This window comes from Arthrobacter sp. TmtSoilC77 (assembly GCF_059739415.1).
In genome coordinates, this window is sequence record NZ_AP046050.1 from 100,993 (window position 1) to 120,933 (window position 19,941).

17 protein-coding genes and 1 rRNA gene are annotated in these 19,941 nt (G+C 62.5%); 17 read left to right on the top strand and 1 reads right to left on the bottom strand.

Annotated features, from left to right (window positions below):
- Positions 1-172 precede the first annotated feature (172 nt).
- Positions 173-661 (bottom strand): inorganic diphosphatase, encoded by a 489-nt coding sequence (locus AC6I99_RS00530; RefSeq protein WP_144663396.1) that lies wholly within the window; start codon positions 659-661, stop codon positions 173-175.
- Between the two features lie 148 nt (positions 662-809).
- On the opposite strand from AC6I99_RS00530, the gene dacB reads away from it, so the two are divergent.
- The 17 genes from dacB (at position 810) to AC6I99_RS00615 (ending at position 19,403) form a co-directional block, all read left to right on the top strand.
- Positions 810-2,258, top strand: coding sequence for a D-alanyl-D-alanine carboxypeptidase/D-alanyl-D-alanine endopeptidase (dacB, locus tag AC6I99_RS00535; RefSeq protein ID WP_497946869.1), 1,449 nt, complete (start codon positions 810-812; stop codon positions 2,256-2,258).
- Positions 2,259-2,345: 87 nt separating this feature from the next.
- On the top strand, positions 2,346-3,467 hold the full coding sequence (locus tag AC6I99_RS00540; RefSeq protein WP_309930270.1) for a zinc-dependent metalloprotease: 1,122 nt from the start codon (positions 2,346-2,348) through the stop codon (positions 3,465-3,467).
- A gap of 92 nt (positions 3,468-3,559) precedes the next feature.
- Positions 3,560-4,630: a tRNA lysidine(34) synthetase TilS gene (gene tilS / locus AC6I99_RS00545; protein WP_497946864.1), complete on the top strand. Its 1,071-nt coding sequence runs from the start codon at positions 3,560-3,562 to the stop codon at positions 4,628-4,630.
- Between the two features lie 31 nt (positions 4,631-4,661).
- Complete coding sequence (gene hpt / locus AC6I99_RS00550) at positions 4,662-5,213, top strand: hypoxanthine phosphoribosyltransferase (protein ID WP_216924216.1); 552 nt, start codon at positions 4,662-4,664, stop codon at positions 5,211-5,213.
- A 48-nt stretch (positions 5,214-5,261) separates the two neighbouring features.
- Complete coding sequence (locus AC6I99_RS00555; protein WP_497943909.1) at positions 5,262-6,314, top strand: LacI family DNA-binding transcriptional regulator; 1,053 nt, start codon at positions 5,262-5,264, stop codon at positions 6,312-6,314.
- Positions 6,315-6,480: 166 nt separating this feature from the next.
- Positions 6,481-8,550, top strand: coding sequence for an ATP-dependent zinc metalloprotease FtsH (gene ftsH / locus AC6I99_RS00560; RefSeq protein ID WP_224094605.1), 2,070 nt, complete (start codon positions 6,481-6,483; stop codon positions 8,548-8,550).
- 10 nt (positions 8,551-8,560) lie between these two features.
- Positions 8,561-9,193: a GTP cyclohydrolase I FolE gene (gene folE, locus AC6I99_RS00565; RefSeq protein WP_224094607.1), complete on the top strand. Its 633-nt coding sequence runs from the start codon at positions 8,561-8,563 to the stop codon at positions 9,191-9,193.
- Between the two features lie 7 nt (positions 9,194-9,200).
- Positions 9,201-10,106, top strand: coding sequence for a dihydropteroate synthase (gene folP / locus AC6I99_RS00570; RefSeq protein WP_224094609.1), 906 nt, complete (start codon positions 9,201-9,203; stop codon positions 10,104-10,106).
- Between the two features lie 12 nt (positions 10,107-10,118).
- The gene (gene folB / locus AC6I99_RS00575) at positions 10,119-10,478 is read left to right on the top strand and encodes a dihydroneopterin aldolase (protein ID WP_224094611.1); all 360 of its coding nucleotides are present in this window, start codon (positions 10,119-10,121) and stop codon (positions 10,476-10,478) included.
- Positions 10,475-11,014: a 2-amino-4-hydroxy-6-hydroxymethyldihydropteridine diphosphokinase gene (folK, locus tag AC6I99_RS00580; protein WP_497943908.1), complete on the top strand. Its 540-nt coding sequence runs from the start codon at positions 10,475-10,477 to the stop codon at positions 11,012-11,014. The genes folB and folK overlap by 4 nt, the downstream gene beginning before the upstream one ends.
- 2 nt (positions 11,015-11,016) lie before the next feature.
- A complete protein-coding gene (locus tag AC6I99_RS00585; RefSeq protein WP_224166000.1) occupies positions 11,017-11,538 on the top strand; it encodes a DUF3180 domain-containing protein in 522 nt (173 codons plus the stop codon).
- Positions 11,519-12,031: a PH domain-containing protein gene (locus tag AC6I99_RS00590; protein WP_497943907.1), complete on the top strand. Its 513-nt coding sequence runs from the start codon at positions 11,519-11,521 to the stop codon at positions 12,029-12,031. The genes AC6I99_RS00585 and AC6I99_RS00590 overlap by 20 nt, the downstream gene beginning before the upstream one ends.
- The gene (locus AC6I99_RS00595) at positions 12,028-13,554 is read left to right on the top strand and encodes a PH domain-containing protein (protein WP_497943906.1); all 1,527 of its coding nucleotides are present in this window, start codon (positions 12,028-12,030) and stop codon (positions 13,552-13,554) included. The genes AC6I99_RS00590 and AC6I99_RS00595 overlap by 4 nt, the downstream gene beginning before the upstream one ends.
- Positions 13,547-14,455 (top strand): Rossmann-like and DUF2520 domain-containing protein, encoded by a 909-nt coding sequence (locus AC6I99_RS00600; RefSeq protein ID WP_224166001.1) that lies wholly within the window; start codon positions 13,547-13,549, stop codon positions 14,453-14,455. The genes AC6I99_RS00595 and AC6I99_RS00600 overlap by 8 nt, the downstream gene beginning before the upstream one ends.
- 5 nt (positions 14,456-14,460) lie before the next feature.
- Entirely contained in the window at positions 14,461-15,363 is a 903-nt protein-coding gene (panC, locus tag AC6I99_RS00605) for a pantoate--beta-alanine ligase (RefSeq protein ID WP_497943905.1), read from the top strand.
- Positions 15,364-15,479: 116 nt separating this feature from the next.
- Positions 15,480-16,964, top strand: a complete 1,485-nt coding sequence (locus AC6I99_RS00610; RefSeq protein ID WP_497943904.1) for an MDR family MFS transporter — start codon at positions 15,480-15,482, stop codon at positions 16,962-16,964.
- A gap of 916 nt (positions 16,965-17,880) precedes the next feature.
- Positions 17,881-19,403: ribosomal RNA gene (locus AC6I99_RS00615) — 16S ribosomal RNA — on the top strand.
- Positions 19,404-19,941 lie beyond the last annotated feature (538 nt).

The window sequence follows — 19,941 nt, forward strand, 5'->3', positions numbered from 1 at the left end:
GCGGACCCCGAAGATGCCGCGATGGGGAGCAGTGCCCATCAAAGCAACGCGGGGTCACTTAGGGCCCATGCTTTAGCCAATAATGGGCCGTATCTGACCCCGCGTTGCTTAAAGCACGACGGCGGCTGGTGCTGTTCACAGGGAACAGCACCAGCCGCCGTCGTAAGTGTTGCTAGTGGCCTTCGGCCGAGAAGCGCTTGATGGAGGCTTCCAGCTCGGCTTCGGCAGCGGCGCGGTCGCCCCAGCCTTCAGCCTTGACCCACTTGCCGGGCTCCAGGTCCTTGTAACGGGTAAAGAAGTGCTCGATTTCCTTGATCAGGAATTCGCTGACGTCGCTCACTTCCTGGATGTGGTCGAAGCGTGCATCCACCGGGACGCAGAGGACCTTGGCGTCTCCGCCGCCGTCGTCAGTCATGTTGAAAACACCGATGGGGCGGGACTCAACGATGACGCCGGGGTGGAGGTCGAAGTCCTGCAGGAGCACCAGTGCGTCCAGGGGGTCGCCGTCTTCGCCCAGCGTGTTCTCGAAGAAACCGTAGTGCGTGGGGTACTGCATGGAGGTGAAGAGGACGCGGTCCAGGCGGACGCGGCCGGTTTCGTGGTCAACTTCGTACTTGACGCGCGATCCCTTGGGGATCTCGATGGTCACGTCGTGCTTCATGGCGTGCTCCTTGACGGGTGTGGGTGGGGCGCGGCAGGCGAAAGTGCAGCCAGCGCCGCCGACTACTATTGAGGATATAGCGAGAGGCCCGGGTTTCTTGAACCGGCGGCGACATTTTCAGGACTGACAGGACCAAGCAACTTCCATGATGGGCGTTAAAAACGGGGGTGCCCGGAAGTGGGTGTCCACGGCGTGGGGGCGCTTGAAGTGGCCGATGCTGTTGACGTTGGTCCTGCTCTGCCTGGGGGCGATCGTGGTGGCCGGCATGGTGCCGGGACTCCTCACCGCACCCAAGCCGTCACCCTCCGCGCCATCATGGCAGCAGGAGCCGGACCGGCTGTCCGAGGCCAATGGCGTGCTTCCTTTGGACCCCGATGCCCCCGTGCCCGTCCCGGCTGAGCTTTCGCGCCTTGTGAATGACGCCCTGAAACCCGTCGGCGCCGGCAGCATTACGGGCATTGTCATGGACGCCTCCACAGGCACGGTCCTGTTCGACCGCGATGCCAACGCCAACCGAATCCCGGCGTCGAACATGAAGCTTTTGACCGCCGTCGCTGCCTTGAAGGCGCTCCGTCCCGAATCACGCTTTACCACCCGTGTGCTGGCCGGTAGTGAACCCTCGACCGTTGTGCTGACGGGGGGAGGGGACGTGCTGCTCGGCGGAGGCGCCTCGGATCCAGAGGCCGTGATGGGCCGGGCGGGACTTGCAACCCTGGCCTCCGATACTGCCGCTTCCTTGGCTACCGCCGGGGTCAAAGGGCCTGTGACCGTGCAGGTTGATGATTCGCTGTTCAGCGGCGCGCCCCTCAATCCTGCGTGGAGCCTGGACGACGTCGCGGCTGGCGAAACCGCCCCCTTGTTTTCCCTCGCCCTGAACTCCGGGCGCTACTCACCAACAGTCACCACCGGGCCGCGCCCCCAGGATTCGGCCGTCACCACCGCCCAGGCTTTCGCCGAACAATTGGTGGCTGCCGGCGTCCAGGTGAGTCCCGGCGTCGAACGTGGCAAGGGCGTCCCGGCCAAAGTGTTGGCTGCAGCTGAGTCCGCCACTGTGGGCGAGCAGGTGGACCTCATGCTGGAGACCTCGGACAACTTCCTGGCAGAGGCGCTTGGGCGGATGACCGCCATTGCGTCCGGACAGGAAGCGACGTACGACGGCGCCACTTCAGCCGTGCGCCAACGGCTGGGGGAGTTGGGAATCGCCACTGATCCCAAGCAGTTGCAGTTGGCCGATGTTTCCGGCCTTGCCTTGGAGAACCAGGTGTCTGCCCGCCAGTTTGCCGAGGTAGTCCGTGCCATTACCAGCGGACCGGACCTGAGCCTTCGGACCGCCCTGGATGGATTCCCGGTGGCGGGCCTGACGGGCACCCTGGATGACAGGTATGTGGATCCGAGCACAGCCCAGGGTGCGGGCCTTGTCCGCGCTAAAACCGGGACGCTGAACACTGTCATCGCGCTGAGCGGGTACGTGGTGGATGCTGATGGACGCCTGCTGGTGTTCTCGTTCATCGGCAATGGGCTGGACCCGGGCGCGGCTGGAAACAAGGAGGCGATGGACCGTTCGGCCTCGGTGCTGGCCTCGTGCGGCTGCCGCTAGCACCGCTGGGGAACAGCAAAATCCCGCCGCTCCGCGCGGAGCGAACTTAAGGGCCCTTTGTCAGGGTCATGTGGTGTGATGGACCGTATGGTGTCATCTGCCCGAGATTCGTCAGCAGGGGCCCCGTCCCTGATCAATTGGGACCTGGCCGCCTCGACGGCTGCCCGGCTTACCCCGCCCGGCCCGGCACTGAGCGCTGGGGAAATCGGCAAGGCGGTGGAGAACCTGCGCTTCAATGCCGATATCTCCGTGCCTCATGTCCACGACATCACGGGGCTTGAAGCGGCGCGGGACCTGCGGGATTCGCACGTTCTCGTGGTGGACCGTGCCTCGTGGTCCAAGGCCAACACCCAGAGCTTCTCCGTCATGCTCCAGCCTGTTCTGGCGAAAATGCTGGAGTCCCGCAACAGCCTGTCCCTGACACCTGCTGCCGCTGCGGCCAGCGGCGCCATCACCGGCAGCCAACTCGGCGCCATCCTTGCTTTCCTGTCCAGTAAAGTCCTGGGCCAATACGATCCGTTCGCGGCCTTGGCCCCGGAAGCCCACGTTCCTTCGGGCGGGCGGCTACTCCTTGTTGCACCCAACATCATCTCCGTTGAACGCGAACTCAACGTGCACCCGGACGACTTCAGGCTCTGGGTATGCCTCCACGAGCAAACGCACCGCGTCCAGTTCGCCGCAGCACCGTGGCTGCGGGACCACATGCTCGCCGAAATCGAAAAGCTCAGCGGTCACCTTCTGGGCAACATGGATTCCCTGGTTGAGCGGGCAGCCGCCGTAGCCAAGTCCCTGAAGGACCGCGCTGCATCCGGGAACGTGCCAAGCCGGGGCGCAATTCTGGACCTGCTGCAGGATCCAGAGGAGAAGGCTTCCCTGTCCCACATCACTGCCGTCATGAGCCTCCTCGAAGGCCATGCCAACGTGGTGATGGATGCCGTGGACTCCAGCATCGTCCCGTCCGTTAAGACGATTCGCCAGCGCTTCAATGATCGCGGCAAGGACCGAGGCATCATCGAGAAGTTCATCCGGAACCTCCTCGGTCTCGACGCCAAGATGCGCCAGTACACAGACGGCGCAAAGTTCGTGCGCGAAGTTGTTGAGGTGGGCGGCATGGAAGGCTTCAACCGGGTGTGGAACTCGGCCGAAAACCTCCCCACCGAGGAAGAGATCCACAATTCCAGGATGTGGCTCGAGCGGATGGGGCTTTGAGCAGTTCCCCAAGCGCTGCATCCGTTTCCCCAGGCAAGGGCCGACGCCGGCCGGGCCGTTTGGCGCCCGTCGTTGGCAAGGCACGGAAACAGTTGCAGAACGCCCTGGCCGCTGCGGGATACCCGCAACGTGTGCTCGTAGCCTGCAGCGGAGGGCCGGATTCACTTGCGCTGGCCGCGGTGGCTGGATACTTCGCCCGGCGCGGCCATGTGGACGGGCATCCCATTTCCGTGGCCGGCGTGGTTGTCGACCACCAGCTCCAGGCCGGCTCGGCAGACGTAGCTTCCCGAACGGCAGCTGTCTTGAGGGAACTGGGCCTATCACCTGTGGAAGTGCGTACGGTTGAGGTCGCGTCCACCGGATTCGGGCCCGAAGCTGCGGCCCGCGATGCCCGGCACGCGGCACTCGAAGCCGCAGCAGATGATCTTGGTTGCGATCGAATCCTCCTGGGCCACACCTTGGATGACCAAGCCGAACAGGTGCTCCTTGGCCTGGCCCGTGGCTCGGGTACCCGTTCTTTGGCGGGCATGAGGCCGGTCCGGGGACGCCTGCTCCGGCCCTTCCTTGGCCTGCGGCGAGAAGAGACCCTGGAAATCTGCGAGGTCGAGGAACTGCAGCCGTGGCATGATCCGAGCAACAGTGACTCTGCCTTCGCGCGCTCGCGAACACGCGTGGAGGTCATGCCGGTCCTCGAAGAAAAACTGGGGCCCGGCGTTGCTGAATCCTTGGCGCGGACAGCCGCAATTCTGCAGCAGGACGCCGATTTCCTTGAGAATCTTGCAAACGAGACGTATCTCTCGCTCGTGCAGCGAACCGACGACGGCGCGTGGCTGCCAGAGGATGCCGTCCGCGGACTTCCCGCAGCGCTGAGGTTCCGGGTCATCGCGAAGGCGGCTGCCGACGTCGGGGGCCAACAACCCGGGTACGGACGGCTCCAAGCCGCGGAAGCGCTGCTTCGCCGCAAAGGTTCTGCCGGCCCTGTGGAACTTCCTGGCCACGTGAGTGTCTACCGCCTGTCCCTCAGCGATTTGGAGCAGGAACGGGCTGGTGGTTCCGTTGTCTCGGCTGCTGCCGGGACGGGTGATTCGGCCACCGGCGGTCCCCGGGAGGCCGCACGCTGTGGGAAGCTAGTATTCCGGCATCAGAAATCGCCCCAACAGTAGCCGAACCCGAGCATCAAAACAGGAGCCATTGGTGGATTCAAACGACGTCCAGGCAGATCTCAAGCACGTTCTTTACACCAAAGAGCAAATCCAAACGCGCATCGCTGAACTGGCGGCGCAGATCGACAAGGACTACGAAGGCCGCGAACTGCTGATCGTCGGTGTCCTCAAGGGTGCCGTGATGGTCATGGCGGACCTGGCCCGTGCCTTGCACAGCCACGTCAGCATGGACTGGATGGCCGTTTCTTCCTACGGCTCCGGCACCCAGTCCTCGGGTGTTGTACGGATCCTCAAGGACCTCGATACCGACCTCATGGGCAAGGACGTGCTGATCGTGGAGGACATCATCGACTCCGGCCTGACACTGTCATGGCTCAAGTCCAACCTTGAATCCCGCGGTACGGCCAGCGTTGAGATCTGCACCGCTTTCCGTAAGCCGACCGCCGCCAAGGTGGAGATCGACGTCAAATACGTCGGCTACGACATCCCCAACGAATTCGTTGTGGGCTATGGCCTGGACTACGCCGAGAAGTACCGCAACCTGGACTTCGTGGGCACCCTGGCCCCGCACGTTTACGAGTAACCACCCTTACTTACGCCCTTCACCGGACCATAAGGACGTGGGAACCCGTTGACGAACAAAAGCATTGGCATCAAGGACGTAGCAGTTGCCGCCGGCGTGTCTGTCACCACTGTTTCCCACGTCCTGAATGACGTCGCTTACGCTCGCATCAGCGTGGAAACACGGGAAAAGGTCAAAGCCACGGCGGAACGTCTCGGCTACGGCCCAAACCGGCTGGCCCAGGCCCTGCGCACGCAACGGACCGGGATGCTGGGTCTCGTCAGTGAGGAAATCGCCACCACGCCACACGCAGGGCGGATTATCCTGGGTGCGGATGAGGCCGCCAGGGCGCGGGGCTACAACCTGATGATCATCAACACCTCAGGTGCAGCAAGTGACGAGTCCAGGCAGGCCGATGTCGAAGCCCTCCTGGAGCGGCGCGTGGATGGCATCCTGTACGCCACGATGTACCACCGCGAGGTCACCTTGCCGGAAAACCTGAGTTCGATTCCAGCGGTGCTCGTGGACTCCGAGAGCTTGGCCGGGAGCGTCGCTTCGGTAGTCCCCGATGAAGAGGGCGGGGCCAGGGTAGCCGTGCAAAGCCTGCTAGATGCCGGCCACCGCCGGATCGGTTTCCTGAACAACACCGACGACGTCCCGGCTACGCGTGACCGATTGCGTGGCTTCCGGAACGCCTTGGACGAAGCAGGGCTCGACGGCGCGGCTGCACCGGTGGAGTCCGAACTCTCGGAGGTGCTGGGCGGCTATGTTGCCGCCTTGCGGATGTTCAAGCGGAAGGACCGGCCCACGGGCTTGTTCTGCTACAACGACCGCATGGCCATGGGCGCCTACCGGGCAGCGGCTGAGTTGGGAATCAGCATTCCCAACGAACTGTCCGTGGTGGGTTTCGACGATCAGGAACTCATCGCGGCCAACCTCTACCCTGGCCTGACAACAGTGGCATTGCCCCACTATGAGATGGGCGCCTGGGCCACCGAACGGCTGATCGATGCCATCGAGGGCAAGGCAGACCTCGCCGTCCTGGCAGCGAAACCGACGATTCTGGAGTGTCCCCTGGTGACCCGGGAATCCATTACGAATCCCCAGGCAGGGCTGTCCTAGCGCGACGGAGGCGAGTATCCTGTGTACGCCCAGAGGGAACTTTTGAGCATTCCAGTGCGTGAATAACTGGGAACGGTGTATAGCTAGAAACTGAAGCAGCACCATTCGCGCGCAGAAGTTGCGCCTCGCAGCACTACCAGGAGGGACGGGGCGAAACCCCGATCAGATGAAAGCTAAGAGTTTCTTCAAGGGCCCGGGCATCTGGATTGTTGTCGTCGTCGGCTTGCTCCTGGTGGCATTCGCAACGCTGGCTCCGGGCGGTTCCACACGTATTGACACCAAGGACGGCCTGGAACTCCTCGCGCAAAGCGGCAAGGTGGAGCAGGCCAAGATTTTCGACGCCGAGAACCGCGTTGACTTGGTACTGAAAGACAACCTGAATATTGATGGCCAGGACAAAGGCAAGAACGTCCAGTTCTTCTACGTCACGGACCGTGGCCCGGACGTCGTCAAGGCTGTCACCAGCGCCAACCCCGACAAGGGCTTCACTGACCAGCCGATCGAGAACAATTGGTTCTCCGGACTGTTCTCCTTGCTCATCCCCGTGCTGTTGCTTGGTGTGCTGTTCTGGTTCCTGCTCTCCCGGATGCAGGGTGGCGGCTCCAAGGTGATGCAGTTCGGCAAGTCCAAGGCCAAGCTGGTCAACAAGGACATGCCGCAGGTGACCTTCTCCGACGTCGCCGGTGCTGACGAAGCCGTGGAAGAGCTCCAGGAAATCAAGGAATTCCTCCAGGAACCGGCAAAGTTCCAGGCGGTTGGCGCCAAGATCCCCAAGGGTGTGCTGCTGTACGGCCCTCCAGGCACTGGTAAGACACTGCTGGCCCGCGCCGTTGCGGGTGAGGCAGGGGTTCCCTTCTTCTCCATCTCCGGCTCGGACTTCGTTGAAATGTTCGTGGGCGTTGGCGCTTCGCGTGTCCGCGACCTTTTTGAACAAGCCAAGGCGAGTTCCCCCGCCATCATCTTCGTGGACGAAATCGACGCCGTAGGCCGCCATCGTGGCGCAGGCATCGGTGGCGGCAACGATGAACGCGAACAGACTTTGAACCAGCTCCTGGTGGAGATGGACGGCTTCGACGTCAAGACGAACGTCATCCTCATCGCAGCTACCAACCGTCCGGACGTGCTGGACCCGGCACTCCTTCGCCCGGGCCGTTTCGACCGCCAGATCACCGTTGAGGCCCCGGATATGGTGGGCCGCGAGCAAATCCTGAACGTCCACGCCAAGGGCAAGCCGATGGCCCAGGGCATCGACCTCCGGGCTGTTGCCAAGAAGACCCCGGGGTACACCGGTGCTGACCTGGCCAACGTCCTCAACGAGGCCGCCTTGCTGACGGCACGTTCAAACGCCAACCTGATTGATGACCGCGCACTGGACGAGGCAATCGACCGCGTCATGGCAGGCCCGCAGAAGCGCAGCCGTGTCATGAAGGAACTCGAGCGCAAGATCACCGCGTACCACGAAGGTGGCCACGCGCTGGTTGCAGCTGCCTTGCGGAATTCAGCTCCGGTCACCAAGATCACCATCCTTCCCCGTGGCCGCGCCCTTGGGTACACCATGGTGATTCCCGAGGACGACAAGTACTCGGTAACCCGCAACGAACTGCTGGACCAGATGGCCTACGCCATGGGTGGCCGTGTTGCTGAGGAAATCGTGTTCCATGACCCCTCCACCGGCGCGTCCAACGACATCGAGAAGGCCACGTCAACGGCCCGGAAGATGGTCACGCAGTACGGCATGAGCGAACGGGTTGGTGCAGTGAAGCTCGGCCAGGGCGGCGGCGAGCCGTTCCTTGGACGCGACGCCGCGCAGGAGCGTAACTTCTCGGACCAGATCGCGTACGTTGTGGACGAGGAAGTGCGTCGCCTGATCGACCAGGCGCACGACGAGGCTTACGCCATCCTCACCGAAAACCGCGATGTCCTCGATCGGCTGGCACTGGAACTGCTTGAGCGCGAAACCCTCAACCAGGCCGAAATCGCCGAGATCTTCCACGACATCCGCAAGCGTGATTTCCGTGAGATCTGGCTGTCCAAGGAGTCCCGTCCTGTCCAGTCGATTCCGCCTGTTGAGTCGCGCGCCGAGAAAGCCGAGCGTGAGGCCCAGGAAGAGGCCAAGAAGGCCCGTCTGGACGAGCCGCTGGATGCCGTAGCCCCGCACTCCCAGGGCGTCAGCAGCCAGGAGTCATTCCAGTCACCGGGACCCGACGGCGGCAACGACTCTCCGCTTCACGGCTAAGCTTTCTGCTGTGACTCATTTCGACGACGACGACCTCGCCGCCGCCCACGGCTCAGCCACGGACGGCAAGCGGGGCAATAAAGTGGACCGCCCGCGCATTGAAGCAGCAGTACGTGAAATCCTGCTCGCCATTGGTGAAGACCCTGACCGCGGCGGCCTGCAGGACACACCCAAGCGGGTTGCCAAGGCATATGCGGAGGTCTTCGCGGGCCTTCACCAGCACCCGGCGGATGTCCTCTCAACCACGTTTGACCTCGACCATGAAGAGCTTGTCCTCGTGAAGGATATTCCCTTCTATTCGACGTGCGAACACCACCTGGTCCCGTTCCACGGTGTGGCCCATGTTGGTTATATTCCGTCACATGACGGCAAGGTGACAGGCCTGAGCAAGCTGGCCCGCTTGGTGGATATCTATGCGCGCCGGCCGCAGGTGCAGGAGCGGCTCACCACGCAGATCGTCGAGGCACTGGTAAAGCACCTCAACCCCCGCGGGGCGATCGTCGTCGTCGAATGCGAACACATGTGCATGTCCATGCGCGGCATCCGCAAGCCCGGCGCCAAGACCGTCACCAGTGCGGTGCGCGGTCAGCTCCATGACCCGGCCACCCGCGCCGAGGCCATGAGCCTCATCATCGGAAGGTAAGCAATATATGGATTCCCTCGCTGCAGCACCCGGAACCGGCCCGGCCACAAGCCCCCTGCCGATTCTCCGCAAGCCGCGGCCTGCGGCCAGGTTCGAGGACCTGCCAACGGACCGCACGCTCGTCATGGGAATTCTCAATGTCACCCCGGATTCCTTTAGCGACGGCGGCACCCACCGTACGCCGGACACCGCAATCGCACTTGGCCTGCGTATGTTCTACGCCGGCGCGGACATCATCGACGTCGGTGGCGAGTCCACCCGCTCCGGCGCTGAACCCGTTTCCCCCGAAGAAGAGCAGCGCCGGGTTCTCCCCGTGATCCAGGCGCTGGTCAAGGCTGGCGCACTCGTGAGCATCGACACGATGCACACGTCAACGGCGGCTGCTGCGGTGGAAGCCGGCGCCGCGATCATCAACGACGTCTCAGGTTTGACCATCGAGCCGGACATGCCCGAACTCGTGGCGCGCACCAAGGTTCCGTACATCCTCACGCATCGTCGTGGCGATGCCCGCACCATGGACAGCCTCACCGAGTACAACGACGTCACGGAAGACGTCGTGGCCGAGCTCAGCGGTGTTCGCGACAAACTCTATGCAGCGGGCGTTGCTCCCGGCCAGATCATCGTTGACCCCGGGATCGGCTTCTCCAAGAACGAGGACCAGAACTGGGAAATCCTCAAGAACCTGGACAAGCTGTTCACGCTCGGCCACAAGGTCATGGTGGCTGCGTCGCGCAAGCGGTTCCTCGGCTCGCTCCTCACTGTTGCCGGCAAGTCTGCCGCACCGCTGGAGCGGGATGCCGCCACGGCAGCCATCACTGCCTTGAGCGCCGCGAAGGGCGCCTGGGCTGTCCGCGTCCACGACGTCGGTCCCAGCCTTGACGCCGTCAAGGTTGCCGCTCGAATCGCCCGCTGACCGGAGGACCTTGTGGACAGGATCACGCTGACCGGTGTCACCGCCGTCGGCCATCACGGAGTGTTCGATTTCGAGCGCCGGGACGGCCAGCCGTTCGTCGTGGACGCCGTCCTTCATACTGACTTCAGCAAGGCTGCGGAGACGGATGACCTCCAGTACACCGCGCACTACGGCGAGGTGGCTGAGCTTATTACCTCGCACATTGAGGGCGAGCCGCTGAACCTGATTGAGGGTCTGGCCGTGAGGATCGCCGAAGGCATCCTCGCCAATTACAACGTGGCGGCAGTCGATGTCACCGTCCACAAGCCGAAGGCGCCCATCGAGGTTCCGTTTGGCGATGTCACCGTGAGTGTCCACAGGGAGCGGTCATGAACTCCGGATACACCAAAGCGATCCTGGCGCTCGGCAGCAACCTTGGTGAGCGGAACGACACCCTGTCCACAGCCGTCGCCGATCTCGTGGACCCACCGGAAGTAAGGCTCCTTGGAGTGTCGCCGGTGGTCCAGACCAAGGCGGTCGGCGGCCCGGAAGGCCAACCGGATTTCCTGAACATGGTCATGGCAGTCGAAACAACTCTCAGTCCCCTTGAGCTGCTGCAGCACTGCCACGACGTCGAACAGAAGCACCACCGCACCCGTGAAGTGCGTTGGGGTCCGCGGACGCTGGATGTGGACATCATCGTTTTCGGTGATGTGGTCAGCGACGACCCCGTCCTGACCCTGCCTCATCCGAGGGCGGCCGAACGGGCCTTTGTCCTGTACCCGTGGTCGCTGCTGGAGCCGAACGCCCAACTGAACGGGTACAGCGTGGCAGAGTTGGCGGCCGCAGCTGATGACATGCCCGGCATCCGTCGCTTCGACGGCTACGGGGACGTCGCCGGTGTTCCTGCGACGGGAGCGGTGGAGTAGCAGTGAAGCCCATGCGCCCCGCGGTCCTGGTCATCATCGCCATCATCGCTGCCGCCATCGGTTGGCTGGCCACGGCGGCAACGAACCGCTTCAGCATGCCCACTCCCGTGCTTCCGGTCTCCGCACTGGTCACCATGGGCGTCATCGCCGTGCTCACCCTGATCATGGGAATCCGGGTGCTGCGGTGGCGCAACGGCAAGAAGAAGAACCTGCTCAACCCGATCCTGGCTGCCAGGACACTGATTCTTGCCCAGGCCTGCGCATATGCAGGGACGCTCCTTCTGGGCTGGCATGCTGGCATCTCCTTTGACCTTCTGCGAATCGGAACCTTGCGCAGTGGTGAAGGCATCCTGTGGAACGCCGTCCTGATGGGCGGTGGTGGCGTGGTGATGGTCGTCGTCGGCCTGGTGGTGGAGAGGTTCTGCCGGATCCCACCCGAAGACCTCGAAGGTGGCACTCCTGGACCGGAAACCCGCCGCGGGGAAGCAAAAGGCGAAGGCGAGTATGCATACCGAGGCGATTGACCCTCCCGGCGTCCAGTGGCTGCGGGTCTCCCCGAAGTACGTCACGGTCCGCCTGGTGGAGTGGGCCATCGGAAACCTGCTGATGGTGGCAATCCTCAGCCTTCCCCTCGTGTTTGTGCAGCTGGGATTGTGGCGTTGGCCTCCGCTGTGGCTCGCCATCACGGTACCTGCGGTGATGCTCGTCCTGGCGTTGTGGCGGCTCGTGCTGATTCCGCGCCAGGTCCGCGCAATCGGCTATGCGGAGCGCGATGACGATCTCCTCATCCGCCGCGGCATCTTTTTCCAGCGCACCATGGTGGTCCCGTATGGACGCATGCAGTACGTGGATGTGTCTGTCGGTCCGGTGGAACGTGGACTGGGACTCTGTACGTTGAAGCTCCACACGGCGTCCGCCGGTACCAGCGCATACCTGCCCGGGCTTCCTGCCGGGGAAGGCGCACGGCTGCGTGAACAGCTCTCGGCACGTGGAGAAGCCAGGCTGGCCGGGCTGTGAGCCCGGACGGTAGCGCCCCCGTAGGCCTCCCGGCTAAAGCCGACGACGGCGATTGGCGGCGCGTGCATCCAGCATCGCCGTTCGTGCGCGGCTGGGTGGCGCTTGCCGCCGTCGGCTACTTTTTCGGTCGCGACGCCTTTGAACGGATACTGCAGGGGCGTGACATCCTCGATCCCAACCTCAATGGAAGGGTGCCCTGGCTGCTGGCCGGCGGGGGCATTGTGCTTCTCCTGACCGTGGGTGGATTCATCCTGAGTTGGTACTTCACGCGTTATCAGGTGGCCGGGGGCTATGTCCGGGTCAACACCGGTTTCGTGTTCAAGCAGCAGCGGCAGGCGCGGTTGGACCGTGTCCAGGCGATCGACATCGTGCAACCCCTTTTGGCGAGGATTTTTGGCCTCGCTGAACTCAAGTTTGAAGTCGCCGACGCCGGCGAATCGGCCGTGCGGCTCGCTTACCTTCCGCTGGCCCAGGCCAAACAGCTGCGCGCCACTATCCTTGCCCGTGCCGCCGGAGTGGTGAGTGGACCGGAGACTCCACAGGAAATCCCAGAAGCGCCCGAGCACGTTGTCTTGTCCGTGCCACCTTCCCGGCTTATTGGCTCGCTCCTGCTCAGCGAACAAACTGTGGGTATCCTGCTCGGTGCCGTGGCATCCATAGCCATCTCCGTGTACACCGAAAACAGCGCCATCTTCCTGGCGCTGATCCCGGCCGTGCTGGGCATTGGTGCTGCTTATTGGAGCTCATTCAACAAGGGCTACAACTTCACCGCAGCGATCTCCCCTGATGGCATCCGGCTCCGCTACGGGCTCCTGGACACCCAAGCCCAGACCTTGCCCCCGGGCCGGATCCAGGCGCTGAAAGTCACCCAGCCGCCCATCTGGAGGATCTTCGGCTGGTACCGGATGCAAGTCAACGTGGCCGGCTACGGTGGTGCCGCAGGCAATGAGAACGCTGCCCGGACCACCTTGCTACCGGTGGGCATGAAGCCGGACGTCATGCGGATGCTGTCCCTCGTGCTGCCGGACCCGGGCGTTGAGTATCCGGAACGGGTTTTCACGTCCGGGCTGGAGGGGTTGGCCGGGCTTACCTCCGGGGATGCGTTCGTCACTACTCCGCGCCGCGCCCGGCTCCTGGCCCCGCTGGGATGGCGGCGCAACGGGTTCCTGGCCACGCGAACGGCACTGTTGATTCGATCCGGCCGATGGTGGCGCACTTTGGTCCTGGTTCCCCATCAGCGCACGCAGTCCATGGCCCTGCAGCAAGGTCCGCTGGCGCGGCGTTTCGGTGTCGCGGACCTTGTCCTCCACACGACGGCGGGACCTGTGGTGCCACGCCTCTATCAGGCCGACGTCGAGGTGGCGGTGCAGTTATTCGACCAGCAGGCTGCCCGTGCCCGCGAGGCGAGAAAGCGGCAGACCAGCGAGCAATGGCTTGCGGAGGTAAGCGGCCAGGTTCCACCCCAATCACCAACACAATCTCTACCCCAAGCACCAACTCAGGAGGACCCCCAGCATGGTTAGGCCAGGAAGACTCGGAGTCGGCATCATCGGCGCCGGCAAGGTGGGTGCCGTCCTTGGTGCCGCTTTGCGCGCGGCCGAGCACGCCGTCGTCGGGGTTTCTGCGGTATCCGAAGCGAGCCGCGAGCGGGCAGAGACGCTGCTTCCGGGAGTCCCGATCCTTGGGATCCAGGACATCGTGGAGCGCTCGGAACTGGTGCTCCTTGCCGTTCCTGACGATGCCCTCGGCGAACTTGTTGCTGGACTCGCGAAGCTCGGTGCGTGGCAACCGGGCCAACTGGTGGCCCACACGTCCGGCCGCTTCGGCGTCGGGATCCTGCAGCCGATCCGCACGGCCGGTGCAATTCCGCTGGCACTGCATCCTGCCATGACTTTCACAGGTATGAGCCTTGACCTGACCCGCCTGATGGATTGCACGTTCGGAATCACCGCCGACGCCGCTATGCTGCCGATTGCCCAGGCACTGGTCGTGGAGATGGGCGCCGAGCCGGTAGCGATTGCCGAAGCAGACCGCACCCTGTACCACGCGGCCCTCGCGCACAGTTCCAACCACATGGTGACGCTTGTTGCGCAGGCGTCGCAGTTGCTGCGGGAAATCGGCGTCGAATCACCGGAGTCCATGCTGGGCCCATTGCTGCGGGCCACACTCGAGAACGCTCTTGCGAGCGGGGAATCCGCATTGACCGGCCCCGTCGCGCGAGGCGACGTAGGCACCGTTGCTGCGCACGCCCAAGCGCTGAAAGAATACGACGGCGGAGCGGGCGGCGACGTGCTCGCGGCCTACCAGGCCATGGCCCGGGCGACGGCCCGGCGCGCCGGAAACCGCGGACTGCTGCGTCCTGAACAACTGACTGACATTGGCGAGGCCTTGGGAACAGAGCCCACCGCGCCGGAAGGAATCTGAACAGCATGGCCATCAAACTCGTGACCACCACGGCCGAACTGCGCACTGAAAGCGCACGGCTCCTGGCTTCAAAACGAGGAACTTCCCAGGGCCTGGTGCCGACAATGGGGGCCCTGCACTCAGGCCATGCCGCCTTGGCGAGGACCGCCGTGGCAGAGAACGACGTCGTGGTGGCCACCATTTTCGTGAATCCCCTCCAGTTCGGCGACGCCGTGGACCTCGACCGCTATCCACGCACGCTTGAGGCCGATATGGCCATCCTTGATGCCGAAGGAGTGGACCTTGTCTTCGCGCCCGCCGTGGACGAGGTGTATCCCGGCGGGCAGCCGCTGGTCCGTATCACGGCCGGTCCGCTGGGCGGGAAATGGGAAGGTGCCTCACGTCCGGGACACTTCGACGGTGCCCTGACCGTGGTAGCCAAGTTGCTGCACTACGGACTTCCGGGCGGGGCAGCTGCGGACGGTTCCATCCCCGTCTACCGTGCCTACTTTGGCCAGAAGGACGCCCAGCAGCTTGCCCTCGTGAAGCGGATGGTCGTGGATCTGAACTTCCCCGTGGAGATCGTGCCTGTGCCAACCGTCCGTGATGACGACGGGCTGGCGCTTTCAAGCCGGAACCGCTTCCTCTCGGACGAAGAACGCGGGGCAGCGCTGGTGCTCTCACGGGCTCTGCGCCTCATCGAGTCCCGCGCGAACGCACATGAACCGCTGGACCTGGATTCCGCCGTCGCGCTTGTCCAGTCCCAGCCACTGGTGGAACTGGACTATTTCGACGTCGTGGATCCCGCCACCCTTGAGCCGCTGGCGGAGAACTGCAAGGAAACTCCGTTCCGCGGCGAAGGGCTGGCAATCATTGCCGCCAAGGTAGGTCCGGTGCGGTTGATAGACAACGTTCCGCTTAATTCCTGAGGTTGAATACCCAACGTTTGGATTTTCTGCTGACGGGAATCCCTTGGGCGTCTAGACTGTTCCTGTCTTTACCGGCACCGATCGCCGGACTCCAAGCCCAAACCTGAGGAATCCTCATGTCTACCGACGTCACATCCGACGCCAACAGCGAGCCCGGTTCCGGCGCGTCCGCAAGTGCGCCCTCCACAGAGGAAGTACTCGCCCAGGCTCCTGTATCCGGGAAGATGTCCCGTGAATCCGTCACGGTCATTGTCACGTTGTTGGTTGCCACTTTTGTGGTGATCCTCAACGAAACCATCATGAACGTGGCGCTCCAGCGGCTGATGACCGATCTCAAGGTGGACGCGCCCACGGTCCAGTGGCTCGCCACCGGGTTCATGCTGACCATGGCGGTCGTCATTCCCACTACCGGGTTCATCCTGCAGCGATTGACCACCCGGGGCTCGTTCATGCTGGCGATGGGACTCTTCAGCGGTGGAACTCTGCTCGCCGCCCTGGCGCCCGGCTTTCCCGTGCTGCTCCTTGCGCGAATCGTCCAGGCCGGCGGCACGGCGATCATGCTGCCCTTGCTGATGACCACAATCCTCACCCTTGTCCCGATGTCCCGGCGCGGAGCCGTCATGGGCAACGTCAGCATCGCCATCTCGGTCGCTCCCGCAATGGGCCCCACCGTTTCAGGCATCATCCTGGACCACTTCTCGTGGCGCTTCATGTTTGTGTTCGTCCTCCCTGTAGCACTGGCTGCCTTGGCGATTGGTGCCAAGTACCTCACCAACGTGGGGGAGCGCGGGAAGACTGGTTTGGACTTCACTTCGGTGGTCCTCACGGTGCCTGCCTTCGGTGGCCTTGTCTATGGCCTCAGCCAGATTGGTGGTGCAAACGCCGGGGTGGTCCCGGTCGTCGCACTCGTAGTGGGACTCGTGTGCCTGGCGCTGTTCGTCTTCCGCCAGCTCAAACTGCAGAAGTCCGACTCGCCACTACTGGATCTCCGGGCCTTCAACTTCCGAATGTTCACAGTGTCCACGCTGCTGATGGTCGTGGCGATGATGGCCCTGTTCGGCGGAGTCATCCTGCTCCCGCTCTACCTGCAGAACACACTGCACCTCCAGCCGATGGAAACCGGCCTTGCCCTCCTGCCCGGCGGTTTGGCCATGGGTCTGTTGGGGCCCGTGATCGGGCGGATCTTCGACAAAGTGGGTCCGCTGCCCCTGACCGTATCCGGTTCAGTCCTCATGGTCCTGACCCTCTGGCAGTTCTCGCGGCTCGATCAGGCCAGCGCCCTCGGATGGGTCATTGCGCTGCACGTAACGTTGAGCCTCGGCCTGGCACTACTCTTTACGCCCGCCTTCACCACTGGCCTGAACCCGCTGCCTCCGCACCTGTACTCCCACGGATCGGCCATCATGAGCACGGCCCAGCAAGTGGCCGGTGCCGCTGGCACTGCGCTGCTCGTGTCCATCTTCGCCGTGGTGTCCGCATCGTCCGGCCTGGTAGCCGGCATGCAAGCCGCCTTCCTGGCGGCAACCATCATTGCCGGAGCTGCAGTGGTGCTCGGTTCGATGATGCGCAAAACCGAAGGCGCAGGCCACGGCGGCCACTGACCCTTGACCGGGCACTGACCTTGACCGGGCACTGACCCTTGACCGGGCGCTGAGTCTTGACCGGGCACGGCCGGGCCGTTTGGGTGCGGGCCGTTGGGGTTCGGCTGTTTGGGGGGTTCGGCTGTTTGTCGGCTCATCCTCTACGCGCTCGCTCGTGCCCCGCTCGGACGCGCGCCGCCTTCTTCGGATGTTCTCTCAGATAATCGGTGTTTTCGAGCGTCGTTCTCTCACATCCTGACGCGTTTGGCGTGTCGTTCTCTCACGTCCTGAAGCGTAGTGCCGGTTGCTCTTGAGTTCATCGCCCGGTGGCTTGGCCGATATCGACCGCTGATGAGGCCCGACGGCGGATCCTTGGTGCCGCTTGAAAGAGCGGCTATTGCCGCTGCTTCTTCGTGTGACGGGCTTCACGAACAACGGTTTTGCGGTTATTGAGGTGTTTCTGGGCCGTTTCCCCAGTGTTTACGGGGATTTGGGCGGCGTCTGGGCGGATTTGTTCGGACGGTATGGCACGTGTAAAGTTATCTGAGTCGCCGCCGCTGATGCGGAAATAATGGTGACGAAATCCCCTTCAAATTACCGGTTTCCGGTGGTGCTTTTTGTGCCTCCGATCTGGCTTGGGGGCCTGAGTGCGGTTTGCTTCATGCGATCGAATCGGGTAAGTTTGAAAAGTTGCTCCGGAGCGATCCTGTGGCCCTGTAGGGGTTGTGGGTGGTGCCGGTAAGTGTCTGTTGTTTGAGAACTCAATAGTGTGCCAAGTTTGTTGATGCCGATTGTTTTTTGATTGGTTGAAATTATGGCCAGGTTGCTGCGCACCCCCGTGTGTGGTGGTTTGGTTTTCAGCTGGTTTCGAATTTTGTGCAGCCGTGTTCGCCGTTATTTCCGGTGGGTGTGGTTGTGTCTGTTTGATTTTTTGTTTTCAACGGAGAGTTTGATCCTGGCTCAGGATGAACGCTGGCGGCGTGCTTAACACATGCAAGTCGAACGATGATCCCTGGCTTGCTGGGGGGATTAGTGGCGAACGGGTGAGTAACACGTGAGTAACCTGCCCTTGACTCTGGGATAAGCCTGGGAAACTGGGTCTAATACCGGATATGACCATCTGGCGCATGTCATGGTGGTGGAAAGCTTTTGTGGTTTTGGATGGACTCGCGGCCTATCAGCTTGTTGGTGGGGTAATGGCCTACCAAGGCGACGACGGGTAGCCGGCCTGAGAGGGTGACCGGCCACACTGGGACTGAGACACGGCCCAGACTCCTACGGGAGGCAGCAGTGGGGAATATTGCACAATGGGCGAAAGCCTGATGCAGCGACGCCGCGTGAGGGATGACGGCCTTCGGGTTGTAAACCTCTTTCAGTAGGGAAGAAGCGAAAGTGACGGTACCTGCAGAAGAAGCGCCGGCTAACTACGTGCCAGCAGCCGCGGTAATACGTAGGGCGCAAGCGTTATCCGGAATTATTGGGCGTAAAGAGCTCGTAGGCGGTTTGTCGCGTCTGCTGTGAAAGACCGGGGCTCAACTCCGGTTCTGCAGTGGGTACGGGCAGACTAGAGTGCAGTAGGGGAGACTGGAATTCCTGGTGTAGCGGTGAAATGCGCAGATATCAGGAGGAACACCGATGGCGAAGGCAGGTCTCTGGGCTGTAACTGACGCTGAGGAGCGAAAGCATGGGGAGCGAACAGGATTAGATACCCTGGTAGTCCATGCCGTAAACGTTGGGCACTAGGTGTGGGGGACATTCCACGTTTTCCGCGCCGTAGCTAACGCATTAAGTGCCCCGCCTGGGGAGTACGGCCGCAAGGCTAAAACTCAAAGGAATTGACGGGGGCCCGCACAAGCGGCGGAGCATGCGGATTAATTCGATGCAACGCGAAGAACCTTACCAAGGCTTGACATGAACCGGAAAGACCTGGAAACAGGTGCCCCGCTTGCGGTCGGTTTACAGGTGGTGCATGGTTGTCGTCAGCTCGTGTCGTGAGATGTTGGGTTAAGTCCCGCAACGAGCGCAACCCTCGTTCTATGTTGCCAGCGCGTTATGGCGGGGACTCATAGGAGACTGCCGGGGTCAACTCGGAGGAAGGTGGGGACGACGTCAAATCATCATGCCCCTTATGTCTTGGGCTTCACGCATGCTACAATGGCCGGTACAAAGGGTTGCGATACTGTGAGGTGGAGCTAATCCCAAAAAGCCGGTCTCAGTTCGGATTGGGGTCTGCAACTCGACCCCATGAAGTCGGAGTCGCTAGTAATCGCAGATCAGCAACGCTGCGGTGAATACGTTCCCGGGCCTTGTACACACCGCCCGTCAAGTCACGAAAGTTGGTAACACCCGAAGCCGGTGGCCTAACCCTTGTGGGGGGAGCCGTCGAAGGTGGGACCGGCGATTGGGACTAAGTCGTAACAAGGTAGCCGTACCGGAAGGTGCGGCTGGATCACCTCCTTTCTAAGGAGCTGCTAACAACCGTGTCGGTTCCCGTGCATGCGGGGGCTGGTGGTTGTCAGTGTTGCCCATTGCGCAGGCGTATGTTCTGCGGTGGGTGCTCATGGGTGGAATATCAACGAATCAAACGTTTGTTTGGCATGGCCTTACCGGTTGTGTCCTGGTGTTAGTACGGCAGTGCGTGCCCCTTTTTTGGGGGTGTGTGGTGTTGGGAACGTGCCGGGGCGTGGTTTGTGTGGGTTGTGTTTGGCGCACTGTTGGGTCCTGAGGCAACAGGACCTTTTTGCAGCAATGCAGGGGGACACAGTTCTGGTGTTTCTTTTGTTCCTGCTTCCGGTTCGTACCGGCACCCGTGTGGGTGTTGGGGGTCTGGTTGACGGGGTTGTTGTTTGAGAACTACATAGTGGACGCGAGCATCTAGAACATGCATGGTGCCGGCTCTTCGGGGTTGGTGGGTGTGTGTTCTTACAGCAATTTCTTATGAATGAACCTGGCCTTTTGTGGTCGTGGTTCTCTCGAATAGATGATGCATCGTGAACCG

Excerpts from the sequence above, each read along its gene's own strand:
- AC6I99_RS00530 (WP_144663396.1), bottom strand. The coding sequence starts at position 661 with ATGAAGCACGACGTGACCATCGAGATCCCCAAGGGATCGCGCGTCAAG.
- dacB (WP_497946869.1), top strand. The coding sequence starts at position 810 with ATGGGCGTTAAAAACGGGGGTGCCCGGAAGTGGGTGTCCACGGCGTGG.
- AC6I99_RS00540 (WP_309930270.1), top strand. The coding sequence starts at position 2,346 with ATGGTGTCATCTGCCCGAGATTCGTCAGCAGGGGCCCCGTCCCTGATC.
- ftsH (WP_224094605.1), top strand. The coding sequence starts at position 6,481 with ATGAAAGCTAAGAGTTTCTTCAAGGGCCCGGGCATCTGGATTGTTGTC.
- folP (WP_224094609.1), top strand. The coding sequence starts at position 9,201 with ATGGATTCCCTCGCTGCAGCACCCGGAACCGGCCCGGCCACAAGCCCC.
- folK (WP_497943908.1), top strand. The coding sequence starts at position 10,475 with ATGAACTCCGGATACACCAAAGCGATCCTGGCGCTCGGCAGCAACCTT.
- AC6I99_RS00590 (WP_497943907.1), top strand. The coding sequence starts at position 11,519 with ATGCATACCGAGGCGATTGACCCTCCCGGCGTCCAGTGGCTGCGGGTC.
- AC6I99_RS00600 (WP_224166001.1), top strand. The coding sequence starts at position 13,547 with ATGGTTAGGCCAGGAAGACTCGGAGTCGGCATCATCGGCGCCGGCAAG.
- panC (WP_497943905.1), top strand. The coding sequence starts at position 14,461 with ATGGCCATCAAACTCGTGACCACCACGGCCGAACTGCGCACTGAAAGC.
- AC6I99_RS00610 (WP_497943904.1), top strand. The coding sequence starts at position 15,480 with ATGTCTACCGACGTCACATCCGACGCCAACAGCGAGCCCGGTTCCGGC.